This is a genomic window from Ruegeria sp. BJ5 (assembly GCF_056537865.1).
The window spans coordinates 1,409,502-1,424,925 of sequence record NZ_JBQFSH010000001.1 but is presented as its reverse complement, the minus strand read 5'-3'; the positions used below and the strand labels follow the sequence as shown (position 1 = coordinate 1,424,925).

Below are 15,424 nucleotides of genomic sequence, written 5' to 3'. Positions count from 1 at the left end.
AATCTATTATATATCAGTAATTTATTAAGTTTCCGTATTCCGGAAATGTACAGCTCTATGGACAGCTTTGCCGCCGCTAAAGTTAGCTACATCTTCGAAGCTTTTCTCTGGGTGCACCTGACAAGGCCTTTGCGCTAGGAAAAATTCGAGCGTTGTTCGAATACTATCATTTTGCCTTGCTCTGCTGACAAGGCGGATGCTTGGGCGCTGAGCGGTACAAGGATTTTGCAAAGGTCGCACTATGCATAGTGGGTTAGGCTTGTGATCGTGCGCTTACGGCACCATATGTAGATACAGTTAAACGAAAATATCTAAATAAGGTGCTGTCGTGTCGAATTTGATCTCATGGTTTCAGTACAACTGGATGGAAGCAATTATGCTGACCGCCACTCTGATAGCAGTGGTATCGAGCATATTTGCCGTGCGCATTGCAATTCTGGCGTTGGGTGTCGCGAGACAATCAGTCCTGTCCGCTGACACGGCACATGAGCGGGACGTCAGGCTACAAGCCCGCTCAGCGCTGGCTGACGTCCGAGGGAGCTATCAAAAGCTGGCATCGGACTGCGATTTGAATCTCGAAAAGTGGCAGCAACACGAACGGTCCAAAGGCATGATGCTAAGCGCCAATCCTTTTGAACCAACGAAGGAGGAACAGGAAACCGGCGCGCTTCGCGCTCATGGAGCCCAAATGTTGCGTTCTGTCGACGAGAAGTTTCGCTCCATTGATCAGATGAACCTAGATGATCTCGAAAGTGGTATTCCCGAAATCCGCCAAACAGCCGCGTCAATTGACGCTCTTGCTCGACGCCTTCGAGAGCCCAAGGAGACATCCACCAATAGCTGGCGCTAGACGCAAAAAGTATACCTATAGGATGTTCAGCGCTTCCCCCTCCGGCTGATAAGCACTAGGATCATCCACAACCAAGAATTGAACGAGAATTGATTTGTCTTATCCATCTATTAAGGAACGCTTTCTTGCGCTTCTGCTAAACACACTTGTTGCGTACGTAGTTTTCTTCTGGGCGACCGGCCAAATGTTACCAACTGGCGGGCTAGAATCTGTATGGCTCATAAGTGCGATCTCACTTTGGTTTCTAGCGCTGTTATCAGCGCCATGGTTTGTCCCGCCAAGGGATGCAATCATCAGCGCTGTGGGCGCTATCTTGGTGCTTACAACGATGGACCTCACCAATGTTCAGTTGTTTGCAGCGCAACTCGAACATGTGCGATGGGGAACCGTTTTTTTCGCCTGTGCGGTTGTGTTTTCGGCCGTCACAGCGCTGGTTTTACATGATAAGGATCAAAGGTCCCCAACGGGTCATTTTGCATTCAAGCTGACCAGTGTGTTTGGGCGAGGCGAAATCCTGTTTTCCGCACCAGCTATTGTTAGCATCATCGCGCACTATCAGACCTCGTTTGAAAAAATGAGTTGGCTTATTCTCTATTGGATCCTGATAGTGGTTGGGAAACCTATAGAACGCCTGCTCTCTGCTGTTAGACAACTTTCGTCTGACACAGATGAGCTAAGAAAACAGCCGACGGTTGGTTCTATCGCAAGAGTCGATCATCCAGACATAGTCCGCGTCAAACTAAACTCGGTGGGAGCGTGGAAACCGAACCACTTGTTTACTGCTAGCCTACCTGATGGATCGCAGCGTTACGTAATTTCGTTGTTTTCGCAGACGCAGGGTTCTGACGTGGTTGGAACGGGACTATGCGTAGCGACTCTGGCTGAACCTGCTCGCCTGCCTGTGGGTTCCGTCTGCGCCAGCCACGACGAAGCGAAGACAGTCGAATTCTTGGAGAACCTCAGCGGTGCGAAAGATGGCAAGTTGGTCGGTTTCGTCGTTGAAAATTCAACAATCGGGACTTTGCATTTTGAAGTTTCCAGCCGTTCGGGGCTACATGAGGGCGATGTGATTTTTGCGCATGTCGAGGGCCAAGACATCTTTTATCAGATCGTGGGTGCAGAGACGTACGAAGAAAACTTCGATCAAAATCCACGCGGAACTCACATAGTAAAGGCATCTCAACTTGGCGTTTTTACGCCAAAAGACGGTTTCACCAAATACACTTGGCTGCCTTCCATGAATACACCGCTCTTTTCCGCTGGCAGCAGGCAGTTTGACGATCCTGTCGTGGGCGACCGTGAATTCCCTATTGGTACGGTGCCATCTACTAATGTCCAAGCGGTTGCGAGAATTGATGAGCTGGTAGAGTATCACACGGCCGTACTTGGTGTGACTGGTACAGGGAAAACTGAACTGGCTCTCGACGTAGTTCGGCAGGCAGTTGCGAGAGGCACAAAAGTCTTTTGCGTCGATTTCACCGGCGACTATCGGGCGCGGCTCGCTGAATTGGACCCAGCTTTCCCATCTCCGACGCCAGCACAGGCCGCTGAATTGGAGGAAAAGCTTTTTGCAGTTGAGACTGGAAGCTACGGTGCCCCAGCGGAAAAGAAAGCTCTGCAAGAGGGCGTAGACGCGCTTAAAGCGCACGCTGAAGCGCAAGTTGATGAGTTTCTGAGGTCCGAAGACACCTACCTTGGGGTTTTTGAGTTGGCAGAAATCGCCAATACAAAAGCCACGCTCCGGCTGACCGAGTTGTACTTGTCGACGATTATGCGTTGGGCTCAAAGGAACCGTCGTGAAAGGCAAATCCTGATCGTCTTGGAAGAGGCCCACACAATCGTCCCTGAGGTGTTTGGGGCGGGCTTTGACGCAAACACGCAGTTTGTAGTTAGCCGCATCGGGCAAATTGCTTTGCAAGGTCGAAAATATGGCGTTGGGCTTATGGTGATCAGCCAGCGCACTGCATTAGTCAGCAAGACTATTCTGTCACAGTGCAATACATTTTTGACCCATAGCTTGATCGACCAAACGAGCCTCAACTTCCTCGAGAGCGTTTATAGCGCCCAACATACACGGCTTATTCCAAACCTTGGGCGGTTCGAGTTTTTGGCCTTTGGAAAGGCGATAAAGGCAGAAAGACCTATTGTCCTCAAACGAGAATTCGATCCGGCTTTGCAGGAGGCAAGTTTAGCAATCCAATCCAGCTCTAGCCAAAGTGAGGAACCTGAGCCTGCAGCAGAGGAAGCTCTGTCAGTCGGCCCTCGAATTACCCAGTTCTGAGTTCGTTTGACAAACCACCCAATATCAGGTGATTTTTTGTCTTCATTGTTGTTGTTTCCAAATTGGGGTTGGGAACTCAACAATTCGACTGTTTTTTGCTGAGGCGTCTTATGCGTTTCAAGTGCTGAGATATCGGTAAACCGAAGAGCGAGCGATTCCCAACTGCCTAGGGTCAGGACTCATAACCAAAATATGACGCTCGCGGCGATGCAGATTGCCGACAGGAACAGTTCACCACATCGGTCATAGCGGGTCGCGATGCGACGCCAGTCTTTTAGTCGAGCAAACAAGTTCTCGACCCGGTGCCGCTTGCGATACAGTTTGGTATCATGATCGGCAGGGTTTCGTCGTCCTCGGCGCGGCGGAATACACGCATTGATGCCGCGCTCGGCCAGTGCCTCCCGGAACCAGTCTGCGTCATACCCCTTGTCCCCTAAAAGCACCTTGGCCTGTGGCAAGCTGCCCAGCAAAGCCAACGCACCTTTGGCGTCACTCATCTGCCCGGCTGACAGGAGGAACGTCAGCGGTCTTCCCCGGCCGTCACAAACCGTGTGCAACTTGCTGTTCAGGCCGCCTTTGGTTCGACCGATGGCCCTCGGGTGAGTCCCCCTTTTGAGAGGCTTGCCGCCGTTCGGTGCGCTTTCAGGTGGGTGCTGTCGATCATGATGGTTTCGCCGTCCGGTCCCGGTTGTGCCAGTTCCCGGAAGATACGAGCGAAGACACCAAGTCGGGACCACCTGACAAACCGATTGTAAAGTGTCTTGTGCGGCCCATACTCAGCCGGAGCATCTCGCCAGCGCAGGCCATTGCGAATGACGTGGATAATACCACTGAGAACCTTACGGTCGTCGGAACGCGCCACCCCGCGCGGTTTGGGGAACAGGTGCTGGATGCGTTTCAGGTGCTGTAGGTCGAGCCAGAACAAGTGCGACATAGACAATCCTCCTGCCGCCCTTGAATCACGACGGTGTTGCGGATGGAATCGGCCAATGCAATGGCCGCTCAGAACGGCGAACCGGTCATCCGACGAAAAGCCTCAGATGACCGAGTCGAGCCCAAGGTGGCCGATGCTGTCTGATGCACCAATGTCGGCTTCTGCTGAGCGTGAAGCGAGCGCGGAATGGTGTTCTGTAAGGCCCAATGCCTGCCGATCGGTATGGTTCGAAGGAGGGATATGACCTACGTGCAACGGCCTTATGGTTTCATTAGCGCGTTCTGAGTGCCTGCCCCCGTGCAAAACTGAAGATTTACGATATGTTTCGATCATGCCCCATGAAGACCAATTTCGAACAGACCCCGATCACTGGTCCGTCCTCGTACCGGAGATGTTGGTGCGCGACCTGGCCCGGTCGCTCGTCTTTTACTGCGATCTCTTGGGGTTCACCGAGAAATTTGGCCGCCCGGAAGACGGCTTCGTCTACATCGAGACGGGGCATGCGCAGATTATGCTGGAGGCGATGCCGGACGATCTGTCGAACGTCTGGGTGACGGGCGAACTTGCACCCCCGCTCGGTCGGGGACTGAACCTCCAGATTGAGGTCGCCGACGTGCGAGTGATCCATGACCGGCTCGCGATGGCGGGTATCGATCTCTTCCGTCCGCTTCGCCGGTCGTGGTACCGCGAAGGCGAGCACGAGAACGGCCAGGACGAATTTCTGGTTCAAGACCCTGACGGCTACCTGCTGCGCTTCATGCAGCACATCGGCACTCGTCCAGCTTCGCCTTCGAGGAGCTGAGGCTGCGCTCGGAAGAACGTCCCGCCGCATATTGCCCACCGGAGCAGACATTGGCGCGACCGTAGCGAATTGACGCTTCGTCCGTACTGTGGTCCTTGCCCCGTTTTCGGCCAACGTCCGCTGTTTAGAGAAGCGGTCGTTCGTTTATAGGTCCTGACCCTAGGCCAACAGCAACGCGGAAGCATCAGGTATGCGTATGGTGAGCCGCACGCCGGGTTCATCGTGGTTGGGCTAGCAATGCCCCATGGTTTGATCTATAGGAATAGATCGTTTCTAGCTTAAGATATGTCAAAATAGATCACGTCTTGAAAATTCAAGCTTCATATGATACATTAAAGTAGATCAAGCGCTTTGCTTGATATGCAGGATTATATCAAAATGAGCTATGAGAGCGAGAAACTGGCGGCGACACTAAAAGCTGCGCGCGAAAAGAAGGGGCTGAGCCAGCGCGCGCTGAGCGCCCGTGCAGGCGTGCCGCAGTCGCATATCTCCAAGATCGAGAGCGGCGCTGTGAACCTCACCGTCTCAAGTCTGACCGCCATCGCCAACGCCCTTGATCTGGAGCTAGCGCTTGTTCCGCGCAAGGCCGCGCCTGCCGTAAGAACGATCACCCGTAGCGTAAACGACGTGCCGAAGGCCACGCCGGAGGCGCGTAAAGAGATTGCCCGGCTCGCCAAGCAGCTTGAGCACATCCAGTCGCTCAAGATCGATAGTCCCGTCTTCGAAAACCTGCAGCGGCAGTTTCGCGAGATGCGACAGTTCGAGAACCTGATCCGGAATACCGACACATTGCGCAGCGTACGTGAAGCGCTCAAAGCCGTGGAAGACGCGGGTGGCGTTGCCGCGCTGCAGGAAGCGTCAAAGCAGATGAACAGTTTCCGCAACGCACTCGCCCATGGCATGGCCGATGAGGAGCGGACGCGCTTGCCGCGTCCTGCCTATCGACTTGATGGAGACAACGATGAGTAGTGTCTCCGTGCTGAATGTAAACCTGTATGGCGAGCCCATTGGCACGCTCACCAATCTCGGCGGCGATCGCACCATCTTTGCCTTCACCGATGAGTACGTCGCCGATCCTGACAGGCCGACGCTTGGTCTTGCCTTCAAAGATGAATTCGGGGAGCTCTATACGGATTTTCGACCCTATCAGAAGCGCGTCATGCCCTTCTTCTCAAACCTTCTTCCCGAAGGCCATCTGCGCAAATACCTGGCCGAACAGGCGGGCGTGAATTCCGAACGTGAATTCTATCTGCTTTGGGCACTTGGCCATGATTTGCCCGGTGCGATCACAATCACCCCTGCCGATGGCGAGGCATGGCCGCCAGACGCTGCCAATGGAAGCGATGATCAAGGTGATGATCAGCGCGAGAACGCTTTGCGGTTTTCGCTGGCAGGTGTCCAGCTCAAGTTTTCCGCAGTGATGGAAGCAAGTGGCGGGCTGACCATTCCCGCCTCCGGTGTTGGGGGCTCCTGGATCGTAAAGCTACCCTCGCGTGAATTCGCGGGCGTCCCCGAAAATGAATTCTCGATGATGAAGCTGGCAAGCCTTATCGGGATGAACGTCCCTGCCATCGATCTGGTCAGTATCGATGCGATCAAGAACTTGCCCGAAGGCATCGATAAGATCGGCAACCATGCCTTCGTGATCGAGCGCTTTGATCGCCTTTCCGACGGGTCGCGCGTGCATATCGAGGATTTTGCGCAGGTCTATGGGCTCTATCCCGAAGGCAAATACGGCAATGGCACATTCCGCAACATCGCCCAGGTGATCGCCGCCGAAGGTAATGATGCCGACATCATCGAATATGTTCGGCGCCTGACCTTCAACATGCTGATCGGTAACGCCGACATGCATATGAAGAACTGGTCACTGATCTATCCGGATAGGCGTCATGTCTCGCTCGCGCCCGCCTATGATTTTGTGGCGACTGTGCCCTATCTTCCAGGCGATGCCACCAACATGAAGATAAGCCGCGCCAAGGTGTTCTCGGCGTTCTCGGTCGATGAGCTGACCCACCTTGCGGTGAAAGCATCGATCCCGAAGAAAATGGCAATCGACGCTGCTAAAGAGACCGTTCAGCTTTTTCGGGAGCATTGGGAAGCGGAAGCGGCAAACCTGCCGATGAGTGATGAGGTTAGATCAGCCGTTGAAACCCACATGAAGACGGTGCCCATCTTGGAAGAGCTTTCATAGGCAAAGGGTTCCTGACTCACCAGCAAAGCAGGGCGGGGTTCAGTGCGCTGCATCTTCTGCGCCGCCGCACCCCCATCAGCAAGTGAGGGGTGACGGACGGCTCCGGCGAAGCAGGGCGACAGGTACGCTGCCTGCCGTGCTCCATCACATCGCCAGAAGCGTCTTGTGAATAGCAACCATCGCCCAGGTATCGAGTGTGCAGTATTCAACAAGATCGGCGTAAACCTTCTCGCGTTCGGCAGCTTCCGGATTGGTGAGCGTGACCTCTTTCCAGAGCCGTGAGGCGCTTCCACCTTCCTGGATTCCAAGATCAGAATAGGTGAGTTCCGGCACCAAGACGGGCAACACCGCCTTGATCGAAGCACTGCCTTTGAAAGCCGGATCGGTGATCGTCTCATCCGCGAAGGGCTTCATCAAATCGATTACGCGCTCGTTCAGATCATCCAGGAACGCGGCATATTCCGGGAACGCCGCCACCATCTCATTGTTGCGCGCTTTTTCAAACCCCTCATACCAAACCAGAACAGAACCCGTGTCGCCGACATCCTCTCGCAGCCTTTCAAGAAGTGCTGGCATCGGGTTACTGCCATCGCGGTGCAGATACTCGCGGTGCTCGATCTCACCGCCCGGCTCGTGCTGAATGTGCAGTGAATACTGAAACGGCACTTGCTGATACGGGCGCGTGCCATCCCACGGCGGCAGCAGGCTCTGTGATGTCTCATAATCAAAGTAGTGCACCGGATAGACGATATCGCCCAGGAATCTATCCAGCCGGACCTTGTCTACACGGCGCCCGCCTTGAGCGAGGGCGCTTAGATATCGCCTAGTCGACTTGCCAAGGATCGACGCGTCCTCGATCTGACCAATCTCTGTAATCCCCGTCTCGATGAGCTTGGTTGCCTTGTCTGCACTCATGAACGGGAGGCGATGGATGCTGTTATCTGCAAGTGGCGGATCGAGCGCCTCACGGATTGTAAGCCACTCATCATAAGAATTTAGTCGTGCGCGCTCCGGAGCCGGATCAGGCATGGTTCCGCTGGCGGCCACGCTTAGCGCGTGGTCGATCCGCGCCCGCGTGCTTTCCAGCTGCTCTTCGACGGCCTCGGTAATGTCGGTGATGGCGACTAGTTGCGCAGGATCGATGGCACCGTCTCTGACATACTCACGATTTACATGCGCAACCTCGCAGCGGGTGATCGGGAAGCCCGCAGCCTCAAGGACTACTCGCTGAAACGCTAGGTCGAAGGTGTGCTCGGGTTTGGCTGACGTGCCGCTCTTGATTTCTGTGAGGACAAAGCCGTCACCATTGCGGCTGACAACATCAGAGATGCACGTGATCTGCCCGTCCTCGTAACGGCCTTGCGCGACGACATTGGCACCATTCTGCCAGGTTCTCAGGGTCTCATCGGGAAGAGCCTGGTAGCTGGAAAAATCCGAAAACCCGAGGCGCACTACGCCCGGAAAGAGTGACTCCGCATAGGGCTCAAATTCATGCCCCTCATCAAAGCGGGCTTGCAGGGCGGCATCGACCGGCGGGAGTAGATGCTTGGCATGCTTCTTGAGCCAGAGCCAAGCTGGATGCCTCAAATACAGCATATAGTCAGATTTAGATAAAACCATACAATATGCTGCCATCTTTGGCTGCTGGAGTAAATCGATTTGCTGTTCGGCACACCAGCCTAACTTGCCCGGAGAAAAATCATTATCGAATAGGTCAGTGATGGCGTTTAAACTGAGAGCCGCATCGGCTTTGACTTCGTCACTACATCTTCATTTAAAAGGTGTGAAGGATGGCTCCGGCGAAGCAGACGATGATGCCTAACTAGCTATCAAAAGACCGCTGTCTATCAGGTCATCGACGGCTTGTTCTACTAGTGCCGTTGCTTCCCGAATATCGTCGGTGGTCGTATCCTTGCCCAAGCCAAACCGTACCGACGATGCCGCGCGTTCATTATCAAGGCCTATAGCTCGAAGCACATGAGACGGCTCAGGTATTCCGCTTGTGCAGGCTGAACCGGATGAGGCCGCTAGAAAGGGTTGCAATCGACTAAGTAGGTCAGCTGCGGAGATGTTCTCAAACCCGATGTTCAGATTGCCAGGGTGCTGTTGTCTAACATCCATTGATCCATTCACCCAAATATTGCAGGGCAAATTCCGCAACCGTGAAAGAAACTCGCCTTTGAGCTTGGCGAGTTCAGTGCGGTGATGTTTGCTTTCTTCAGAACCCATGATCTTCGCTGCCGCTCCGAAGCCCACGCAGAGCGCTGTCGGGACCGTGCCGGAGCGCAGGCCGTTTTGTTGGCCTCCGCCAAGGATTGTTGGCCGTAGCATCGGCTGTAGTTCGCGCCGCGCAAAAAGTGCGCCAATGCCAGGTGGGCCGTACATCTTGTGACTTGAAATACTGATTAGGTCGGCGTGATCAGACAGCCGGGAAACGTCCATTGCGCACGGCGCCTGCGCTCCATCGCAATGGAACAAAGCGCCCGCTGTCGAAGCGACCTTGGAGATTCGCTCAATGTCTTGGATCGTGCCAATCTCGTTATTTACCGCCATAACAGAAACGAGCAAAACGTCATCAGAGATAGTTGACTCAAGGGCGTCAAGATCAACGCGACCTTCGCCGTCCACCGGAATAAGCTCAACAGTGAGGTCAAACTCAGTCATTAAAGCGCGCCCAATCTCTAACACACACTTGTGTTCGATTGAGCTGAGAAGAATGCGATGGCGACTCTTCGCAATTTCTCCACGAGCAATACCAAGAAGAGCGAGGTTGTTAGCCTCGGTAGCACCTGAGGTGAAGATGATCTCGTCAGGGTCGCCGCCGATGAAAGACGCAACTTCGGTAGCAGCGCGCTCCACGGCTTGAGAGGCGCGCCAGCCAAAGGCATGTTCGGTCGAGTGCGGGTTGCCGAACCCACCTTCAAGATATGGCCTCATAGCTTCAAAAACACTCGAATGGAGCGGTGTCGTCGCTTGATGATCCAAATATATGGTGCCGTCGATTTTCATAATCTTTCCAGTGTTTTGGACTTGCTTCATTCTCAAAAGCCGCTCTCAGCAAGGTTTGTAGTCTTTCTGGAGGATATCTCCAGGAAGAGGTTTGACCCTACCATATTTTGTGGGTTAGTGTCGAGCTGGATCAACCTTCCAGGACGAGATGCAATGCCACGGGGACCTATCTACGACGACGGCTATAAGCCACAATTTTCAGGCCATGAAACCTTTCCGCTCCGCTACGGGTGGCTGAAGAAAGCCTACGATGCGGTCTGTGAGCGTGAGGATGGTCCGGATGGCAAGCTCGCCTTCACTCGGGAAGATTCCATAGCACGATTCGGGGTTGGCAAAAACATGGTGTCATCGATGCGCCATTGGGCCACAGCGTCCGGGATTATCGAAGAGGGAGAGGGCCCCAACGCTCTCGTTACAACAAATCTTGGGGCGAAATTGTTCGGTGAGGACGGCCTTGATCGCTATGTAGAACATCCCGCAACGCTTTGGCTTATTCACTGGAATTTAGCGGGACGACCTGAAAAAACGACGTGGTATTGGAGTTTTAATAATTTTTTCGGCGTGACTTTTGAGCGTGAGCAGCTTGTTCGCGCGTTGGAAAAGGTCGCAGCAGATCGCGAGTGGCCGCGAGTTTCTGCTACCACCATTCGCCGAGATGTTGAGTGTTTTCTTCGGACCTACGTCGCTAAGTCAGCAGGGGGCGCTGCGTCTCCCGAGGATTCTCTGGAATCGCCGTTAGCGGAGCTCGGCCTCGTTAAAGCGGTAGGCCGCCGAGATGGCTTCAGGTTTGTCCGAGGCCCCAAATCATCCTTGGGTCATGGCGTTTTTCTTTATGCATTGATCGAGTTTTGGTCGAGTTACACATCGGCACAAACGTTGTCCTTCGAAGCGGTGGCGCATGAGCCTGGATCGCCCGGGCGCGTTTTCTTGCTAGACGAGAATGACATTGCTGACCGTCTCCTCGCACTCGAAGACTTCACGAAAGGCTTTTTTAGGTGGTCGGAAACCGCCGGTCTAAAGCAAGTAATCCGAGATGTTGATTTGGATATGGATGCGGCGCTCATTTATGCGATGTGTGATTTTAAGAAGAAGAAAATTGAGGGTAAAAAGGCGGCTTAAATATGCTTTCAGACACAGTAAATATCGGACGCCGCTTTCAGAAATCGATCAAGATTGATAGCGATTATAATGACATCAAAGCTCTTGAGGGCTTTGTTTGCCCGAAATCTTCGGCTGATGTTCTTCGCTCGGTAGCACATCATGTTTCCGATACCGGACACGGAGCCTTCACATGGACTGGGCCGTATGGCAGCGGAAAGTCTAGTCTTGTTGTGGCTTTAAGTGCGTTGCTCGGAGGTGATGAAGAGTTGCGCGCGAAGGCAAAAATTGCCGTTGGGCGCAAAACAGCGGATGAGGTGCTCGCCTCATTACCTGCCGCATCAAAAGGTTGGCACGTTATCCCTGTTGTTGGCAAGCGGGCCGACGCTGCTAGTGTAATTGGGCGCGCACTTGATGAGGCGAAAGCGCCCAACAAACCTGATCATGCGCAATGGACAGACGAGGATGTTGTAACGTCTCTTACTGAACTAGCCCAAAAGGCACCGCGCAGCCATGGCGGGGTCATTCTTTTTATCGACGAAATGGGCAAATTCCTTGAAGCCGCAGCTCAAGACGGCGCCGACGTCTATCTCTTTCAGCTTCTCGCAGAAGCCGCCTCTCGCAGTAATGGCCGATTGATCGTCATTGGCATCCTCCATCAGGCTTTTGAGGATTATGCTAACCGGTTATCTCGGGAAATGCGGGACGAGTGGTCTAAAATCCAGGGTCGGTTCATTGATCTGGCGGTAAACGCGGCAGGTGAAGAACAGATAGAACTTATTTCACGTGCGATTGAGAATGGGCGCGGGCCGGTTAAACCCGGCTCACTATCGGAAGCAGTGGCAAGCGAAATTAGACGCCAGCGGCCTGCAGCCTCTCAACACCTTGCTGAAACGGTGGAGGGTTGCTGGCCTTTGCACCCAGTTGTTGCATGTTTATTAGGTCCGATTTCACGTCGCCGATTTGGGCAGAACCAACGCAGCATATTTGGCTTTCTCAACTCCGCTGAGCCACACGGGTTTCAAGACTTCATTCGCCACAATGACGAAAGTGTATTGTACGAGCCGGACAGGCTTTGGGACTATCTGAGAGTGAACTTGGAGCCGTCGATACTTGCGTCTCCGGATGGCCACCGGTGGGCAATGGCAGCGGAGGCCGTCGAGCGCTGTGAGGCCTTGGGCGGAAGTGAACTTCACATACGCCTGTTGAAAACAATTGCATTGATCGACCTTTTCAAAGAGCGGTCGGGGCTGATGCCAACGGAGGGTTTGCTCACCTCTTGTGTCCAGGGCGCGTCAAAGAAGAATGTAAAAGACGGTTTGGCTCAGCTGAAAAGCTGGTCACTGGTGATCTTCCGGAAGTTTTCCGATGCCTATGCTATCTTCGCAGGAAGTGACTTCGATATAGATCGTGCGATCGAGGATGCCCTTCAGCGCGTTCGCGACGTAGACTTTACAACGCTCCAGAAGTTAGCAGGCTTGCAGCCAATCCTTGCGAAACGGCATTACCATGACACAGGGGCGCTCCGTTGGTTCGATGTGGAAGTTGCGCCGTTGAACGGACTCATCGAGCAATCCCGCTCCTACAAACCAAACTCAGGCACGATTGGTGCTTTCCTTCTCGCTATTCCAACCGAAGGTGAAAGCCAGGAAGATGCGGAGCAGGTCTGCCGGGACGCCGCACGCGAATCCGTAGATTGGGATGTCGTTACTGGCCTGTCACAGCGGGCCTGGCTGATCGTCGAACTTGCAAGAGAGCTCATCGCACTGAGCGAAGTACAGGAAGAACACCCTGATCTTGCAGGTGATGTCGTTGCGCAGCGTGAAGTCCTGGCGCGGAAGACAGCTTTGCAGGGTCAGCTTGAAGAAGAACTCAGAAGCGCATTCGACCATGCAACTTGGTACCTAAAAAACCACAAACCGCAGAAGTGGGACCAAGCTGAAATTAACAATGCAGCTTCTGACCTGGCAGCCAAGCGCTTCCCTCTATCGCCCAAGATAAACAATGAGCTTCTGAACCGCATCAAACCTTCCAGCAACGCTGTTGCCGGACAAAACGCTCTATTGCGCGCAATGGTCAGCAGAGAAGGTGAGCCGCGACTTGGCATCGAAGGTTATCCAGCCGAGGGTGGTCTGTTTGCATCTGTTCTGGAAGCGACTGGATTGTATGGGAAGGTGCAAGGTCATTGGCAGTTTATTGCACCGGCCAAAAAACGCGACCCAAGTAACCTGGCACCTCTTTGGGATGCCGCGGCCGAACACCTTAAGGAGTCTAAAGACAGAACGGTTACAGTCGCGGAACTATATGAACTCTGGGGAAAACCTCCATTTGGTCTAAAGGATGGACTCAAGCCGGTTATGGCGGTGGCATTCATATTAACGCAACGAGAGCATGTAGCCTTATACCGAGAAGGTATCTTCCAGGCGCGCTTTAAAGATATCGACGTTGAAATCCTTGCAAAGAATGCAGGTGATATTCAGCTTCGTTGGATGGACTTGTCCGATTTGTCTCGTCGCTTGCTGTCGAGCATGGCTGAAGTCGTGCGTGATCTAGATGCATCGAACAGCTTGGCCTATCTTGCACCCATCGACGTAGCCCGCGGCCTTATTGCAATTTTTGACCGATTGCATCCGTGGACGAAACGCACCATGCAGCTCTCTTCCAATGCGGTGCGTGTGCGGGACTTGTTTAAGCATGCCAATGACCCGAATAAGTTCTTGTTCGATGACATTCCCGCAGCCTTTGGCGAGCGCGGCGCTCTCGATGATGAACATAATCTGCAGCGCATCGTCAAAGAAGTGCGGGAGGGCCTCGAAGAGCTGATCAGGTCATACCCCTCGATGCTCCGTCGTCTGCATGACCTCATGCTTGCGGAGCTTCAGGTGCCCAACGATTCACCAAAGGCACTCAGCGAGCTTCGCGAACGTGCCGAAAACATACGGGAGATTGGTGGTGATTTCCGACTCAACGCGTTTATCGGACGACTTTCGCAGTTCGAGGGGCGGGAACAAGACCTCGAAGGCATTGCGAGTCTTGCGGCAAATAAGCCCGCTAGAGACTGGACCGATCCGGACCTTGACCGCGCTTCAGTCGAACTTGCGGACTTTTCACAAAAGTTCATCCGAGCGGAAAACTTTGCGCGAGTAAAGGGGCGAGTAGACAAGCGAAGCTCAATGGCGGTTGTCGTTGGTCTCAACGGCCGACCCGCCCCCATGCACGCAGAATTTGAAGTGTCAGAAGCCGAGCGCAAGAAGGTAGAAGACATAATCGATAGACTTGAGGGTGTCATCGATGTCGAAGACCCAAAGAACCGCCACCTTCTTCTTGCAGCACTCGCGGAGTTGAGTTCCCGCTACATGAGTGACGAAGAAATTGATGGCAACAAAAAGGAAGTGGAACGAGTGGTATAATGAGTGACGCCGAAGAAAAGCATGTATTGGGCCTATCGGGTGGCAAGGACAGCGCCGCCCTCGCAGTTTATATGCGCCAGCACCACCCCGAGCTCGATATCGACTACTTCTTTACCGATACGGGCAAAGAACTCCCCGAAGTCTACGAGTTCCTTGGGCGGCTCGAAGGGTTTCTTGGGAAATCAATATTAAGACTAAATCCTGACAGAGACTTCGACTTCTGGCTCAAACAGTACAATAATTTCCTGCCGTCACCGCAAACGCGGTGGTGCACGAGACAACTTAAGCTTAGACCATTCGAGCATTGGCTCAAACCAATGCTGGAAGAAGGAAAAAAGGTCTACAGCTACGTAGCAATTCGCGGGGACGAGGAGTACCGGGAAGGTTACAGTTCTAAGCATGAAAACCTGAAGATCGTTCTGCCATTCAAAGACGATGGCATTGATAAGCCAGGTGTTCACGAAATCCTTGAATCATCAGGCTTGGGTCTACCTAAATACTATGATTGGCGTTCTCGAAGCGGCTGCACTTTTTGCTTTTATCAACAAAAAATCGAGTGGGTACGCCTCAAAGAACAACATCCTGAGGCGTTTGAAGAAGCCAAGTCATATGAGAAAGACGCAGTCGCACAGGGGTCGCCGTTCACTTGGTCCCAAGGGGAATCATTGGACGAGCTTACGCGCCCGGAGCGGGTAAAGCAGATTAAGGAAGACTACGAGAAAAGGCTTGAGCGCGCGAAGGCGAAGCGCCAAGCCAATCCTTTGCGAAGCGATGGTGAGGATATCGACATTGACGAGCTTTTCGGGCAGACCAAAGGCTGCCTTGCTTGTCACAAATAGGCAGCTG

Annotated in this window: 11 protein-coding genes; 8 read left to right on the top strand and 3 right to left on the bottom strand. The window is 53.5% G+C overall.

Annotated features, from left to right (window positions below; genetic code table 11):
* Positions 1 to 328 precede the first annotated feature (328 nt).
* Together ACR0NY_RS07065 and ACR0NY_RS07060 are read left to right on the top strand one after the other, a co-directional pair.
* Complete coding sequence (locus ACR0NY_RS07065; RefSeq protein WP_170368877.1) at positions 329 to 850, top strand: hypothetical protein; 522 nt, start codon at positions 329 to 331, stop codon at positions 848 to 850.
* Positions 851 to 1,178: 328 nt separating this feature from the next.
* Positions 1,179 to 3,131 carry an ATP-binding protein gene (locus ACR0NY_RS07060; protein ID WP_170368876.1) on the top strand — a complete coding sequence of 651 codons (1,953 nt, stop codon included), beginning with the start codon at positions 1,179 to 1,181 and terminating at the stop codon, positions 3,129 to 3,131.
* Between the two features lie 179 nt (positions 3,132 to 3,310).
* Here the strand turns inward: ACR0NY_RS07060 and ACR0NY_RS07055 are convergent.
* Positions 3,311 to 4,065 (bottom strand): IS5 family transposase gene (locus ACR0NY_RS07055; RefSeq protein ID WP_437342584.1). Its coding sequence is split into 2 segments (ribosomal slippage): positions 3,311 to 3,730 and positions 3,733 to 4,065, totalling 753 coding nucleotides; the frame shifts between segments, so codons are not numbered across the junction.
* Positions 4,066 to 4,456: 391 nt separating this feature from the next.
* On the opposite strand from ACR0NY_RS07055, the gene ACR0NY_RS07050 reads away from it, so the two are divergent.
* The 3 genes from ACR0NY_RS07050 (at position 4,457) to ACR0NY_RS07040 (ending at position 7,061) form a co-directional block, all read left to right on the top strand.
* Entirely contained in the window at positions 4,457 to 4,867 is a 411-nt protein-coding gene (locus ACR0NY_RS07050) for a bleomycin resistance protein (RefSeq protein WP_254432924.1), read from the top strand.
* A gap of 378 nt (positions 4,868 to 5,245) precedes the next feature.
* Positions 5,246 to 5,836 (top strand): helix-turn-helix domain-containing protein, encoded by a 591-nt coding sequence (locus tag ACR0NY_RS07045; RefSeq protein WP_170368875.1) that lies wholly within the window; start codon positions 5,246 to 5,248, stop codon positions 5,834 to 5,836.
* The gene (locus ACR0NY_RS07040) at positions 5,829 to 7,061 is read left to right on the top strand and encodes a type II toxin-antitoxin system HipA family toxin (RefSeq protein ID WP_170368874.1); all 1,233 of its coding nucleotides are present in this window, start codon (positions 5,829 to 5,831) and stop codon (positions 7,059 to 7,061) included. The genes ACR0NY_RS07045 and ACR0NY_RS07040 overlap by 8 nt, the downstream gene beginning before the upstream one ends.
* A gap of 144 nt (positions 7,062 to 7,205) precedes the next feature.
* Here ACR0NY_RS07040 and ACR0NY_RS07035 read toward each other — a convergent pair whose 3' ends face one another.
* Both ACR0NY_RS07035 and ACR0NY_RS07030 read right to left on the bottom strand, forming a co-directional pair.
* Positions 7,206 to 8,696 carry a DUF2779 domain-containing protein gene (locus tag ACR0NY_RS07035; RefSeq protein WP_170368873.1) on the bottom strand — a complete coding sequence of 497 codons (1,491 nt, stop codon included), beginning with the start codon at positions 8,694 to 8,696 and terminating at the stop codon, positions 7,206 to 7,208.
* Between the two features lie 183 nt (positions 8,697 to 8,879).
* The gene (locus tag ACR0NY_RS07030; RefSeq protein ID WP_170368872.1) at positions 8,880 to 10,070 is read right to left on the bottom strand and encodes a cysteine desulfurase family protein; all 1,191 of its coding nucleotides are present in this window, start codon (positions 10,068 to 10,070) and stop codon (positions 8,880 to 8,882) included.
* Here ACR0NY_RS07030 and ACR0NY_RS07025 point away from each other — a divergent pair.
* The 3 genes from ACR0NY_RS07025 to ACR0NY_RS07015 are packed head-to-tail and all read left to right on the top strand — an operon-like array spanning position 10,038 to position 15,417.
* Positions 10,038 to 11,189, top strand: coding sequence for a DUF4007 family protein (locus tag ACR0NY_RS07025; protein ID WP_217354883.1), 1,152 nt, complete (start codon positions 10,038 to 10,040; stop codon positions 11,187 to 11,189). The two genes, ACR0NY_RS07030 and ACR0NY_RS07025, sit on opposite strands and share 33 nt — an antisense overlap.
* A gap of 2 nt (positions 11,190 to 11,191) precedes the next feature.
* Positions 11,192 to 14,578, top strand: coding sequence for an ATP-binding protein (locus ACR0NY_RS07020; protein ID WP_170368871.1), 3,387 nt, complete (start codon positions 11,192 to 11,194; stop codon positions 14,576 to 14,578).
* Positions 14,578 to 15,417, top strand: coding sequence for a phosphoadenosine phosphosulfate reductase family protein (locus ACR0NY_RS07015; protein ID WP_170368870.1), 840 nt, complete (start codon positions 14,578 to 14,580; stop codon positions 15,415 to 15,417). The genes ACR0NY_RS07020 and ACR0NY_RS07015 overlap by 1 nt, the downstream gene beginning before the upstream one ends.
* Positions 15,418 to 15,424 lie beyond the last annotated feature (7 nt).

Excerpts from the sequence above, each read along its gene's own strand:
- ACR0NY_RS07060 (WP_170368876.1), top strand. The coding sequence starts at position 1,179 with ATGGACCTCACCAATGTTCAGTTGTTTGCAGCGCAACTCGAACATGTG.
- ACR0NY_RS07050 (WP_254432924.1), top strand. The coding sequence starts at position 4,457 with ATGTTGGTGCGCGACCTGGCCCGGTCGCTCGTCTTTTACTGCGATCTC.
- ACR0NY_RS07045 (WP_170368875.1), top strand. The coding sequence starts at position 5,246 with ATGAGCTATGAGAGCGAGAAACTGGCGGCGACACTAAAAGCTGCGCGC.
- ACR0NY_RS07040 (WP_170368874.1), top strand. The coding sequence starts at position 5,829 with ATGAGTAGTGTCTCCGTGCTGAATGTAAACCTGTATGGCGAGCCCATT.
- ACR0NY_RS07035 (WP_170368873.1), bottom strand. The coding sequence starts at position 8,696 with ATGGCAGCATATTGTATGGTTTTATCTAAATCTGACTATATGCTGTAT.
- ACR0NY_RS07025 (WP_217354883.1), top strand. The coding sequence starts at position 10,038 with ATGATCCAAATATATGGTGCCGTCGATTTTCATAATCTTTCCAGTGTT.
- ACR0NY_RS07030 (WP_170368872.1), bottom strand. The coding sequence starts at position 10,070 with ATGAAAATCGACGGCACCATATATTTGGATCATCAAGCGACGACACCG.
- ACR0NY_RS07020 (WP_170368871.1), top strand. The coding sequence starts at position 11,192 with ATGCTTTCAGACACAGTAAATATCGGACGCCGCTTTCAGAAATCGATC.
- ACR0NY_RS07015 (WP_170368870.1), top strand. The coding sequence starts at position 14,578 with ATGAGTGACGCCGAAGAAAAGCATGTATTGGGCCTATCGGGTGGCAAG.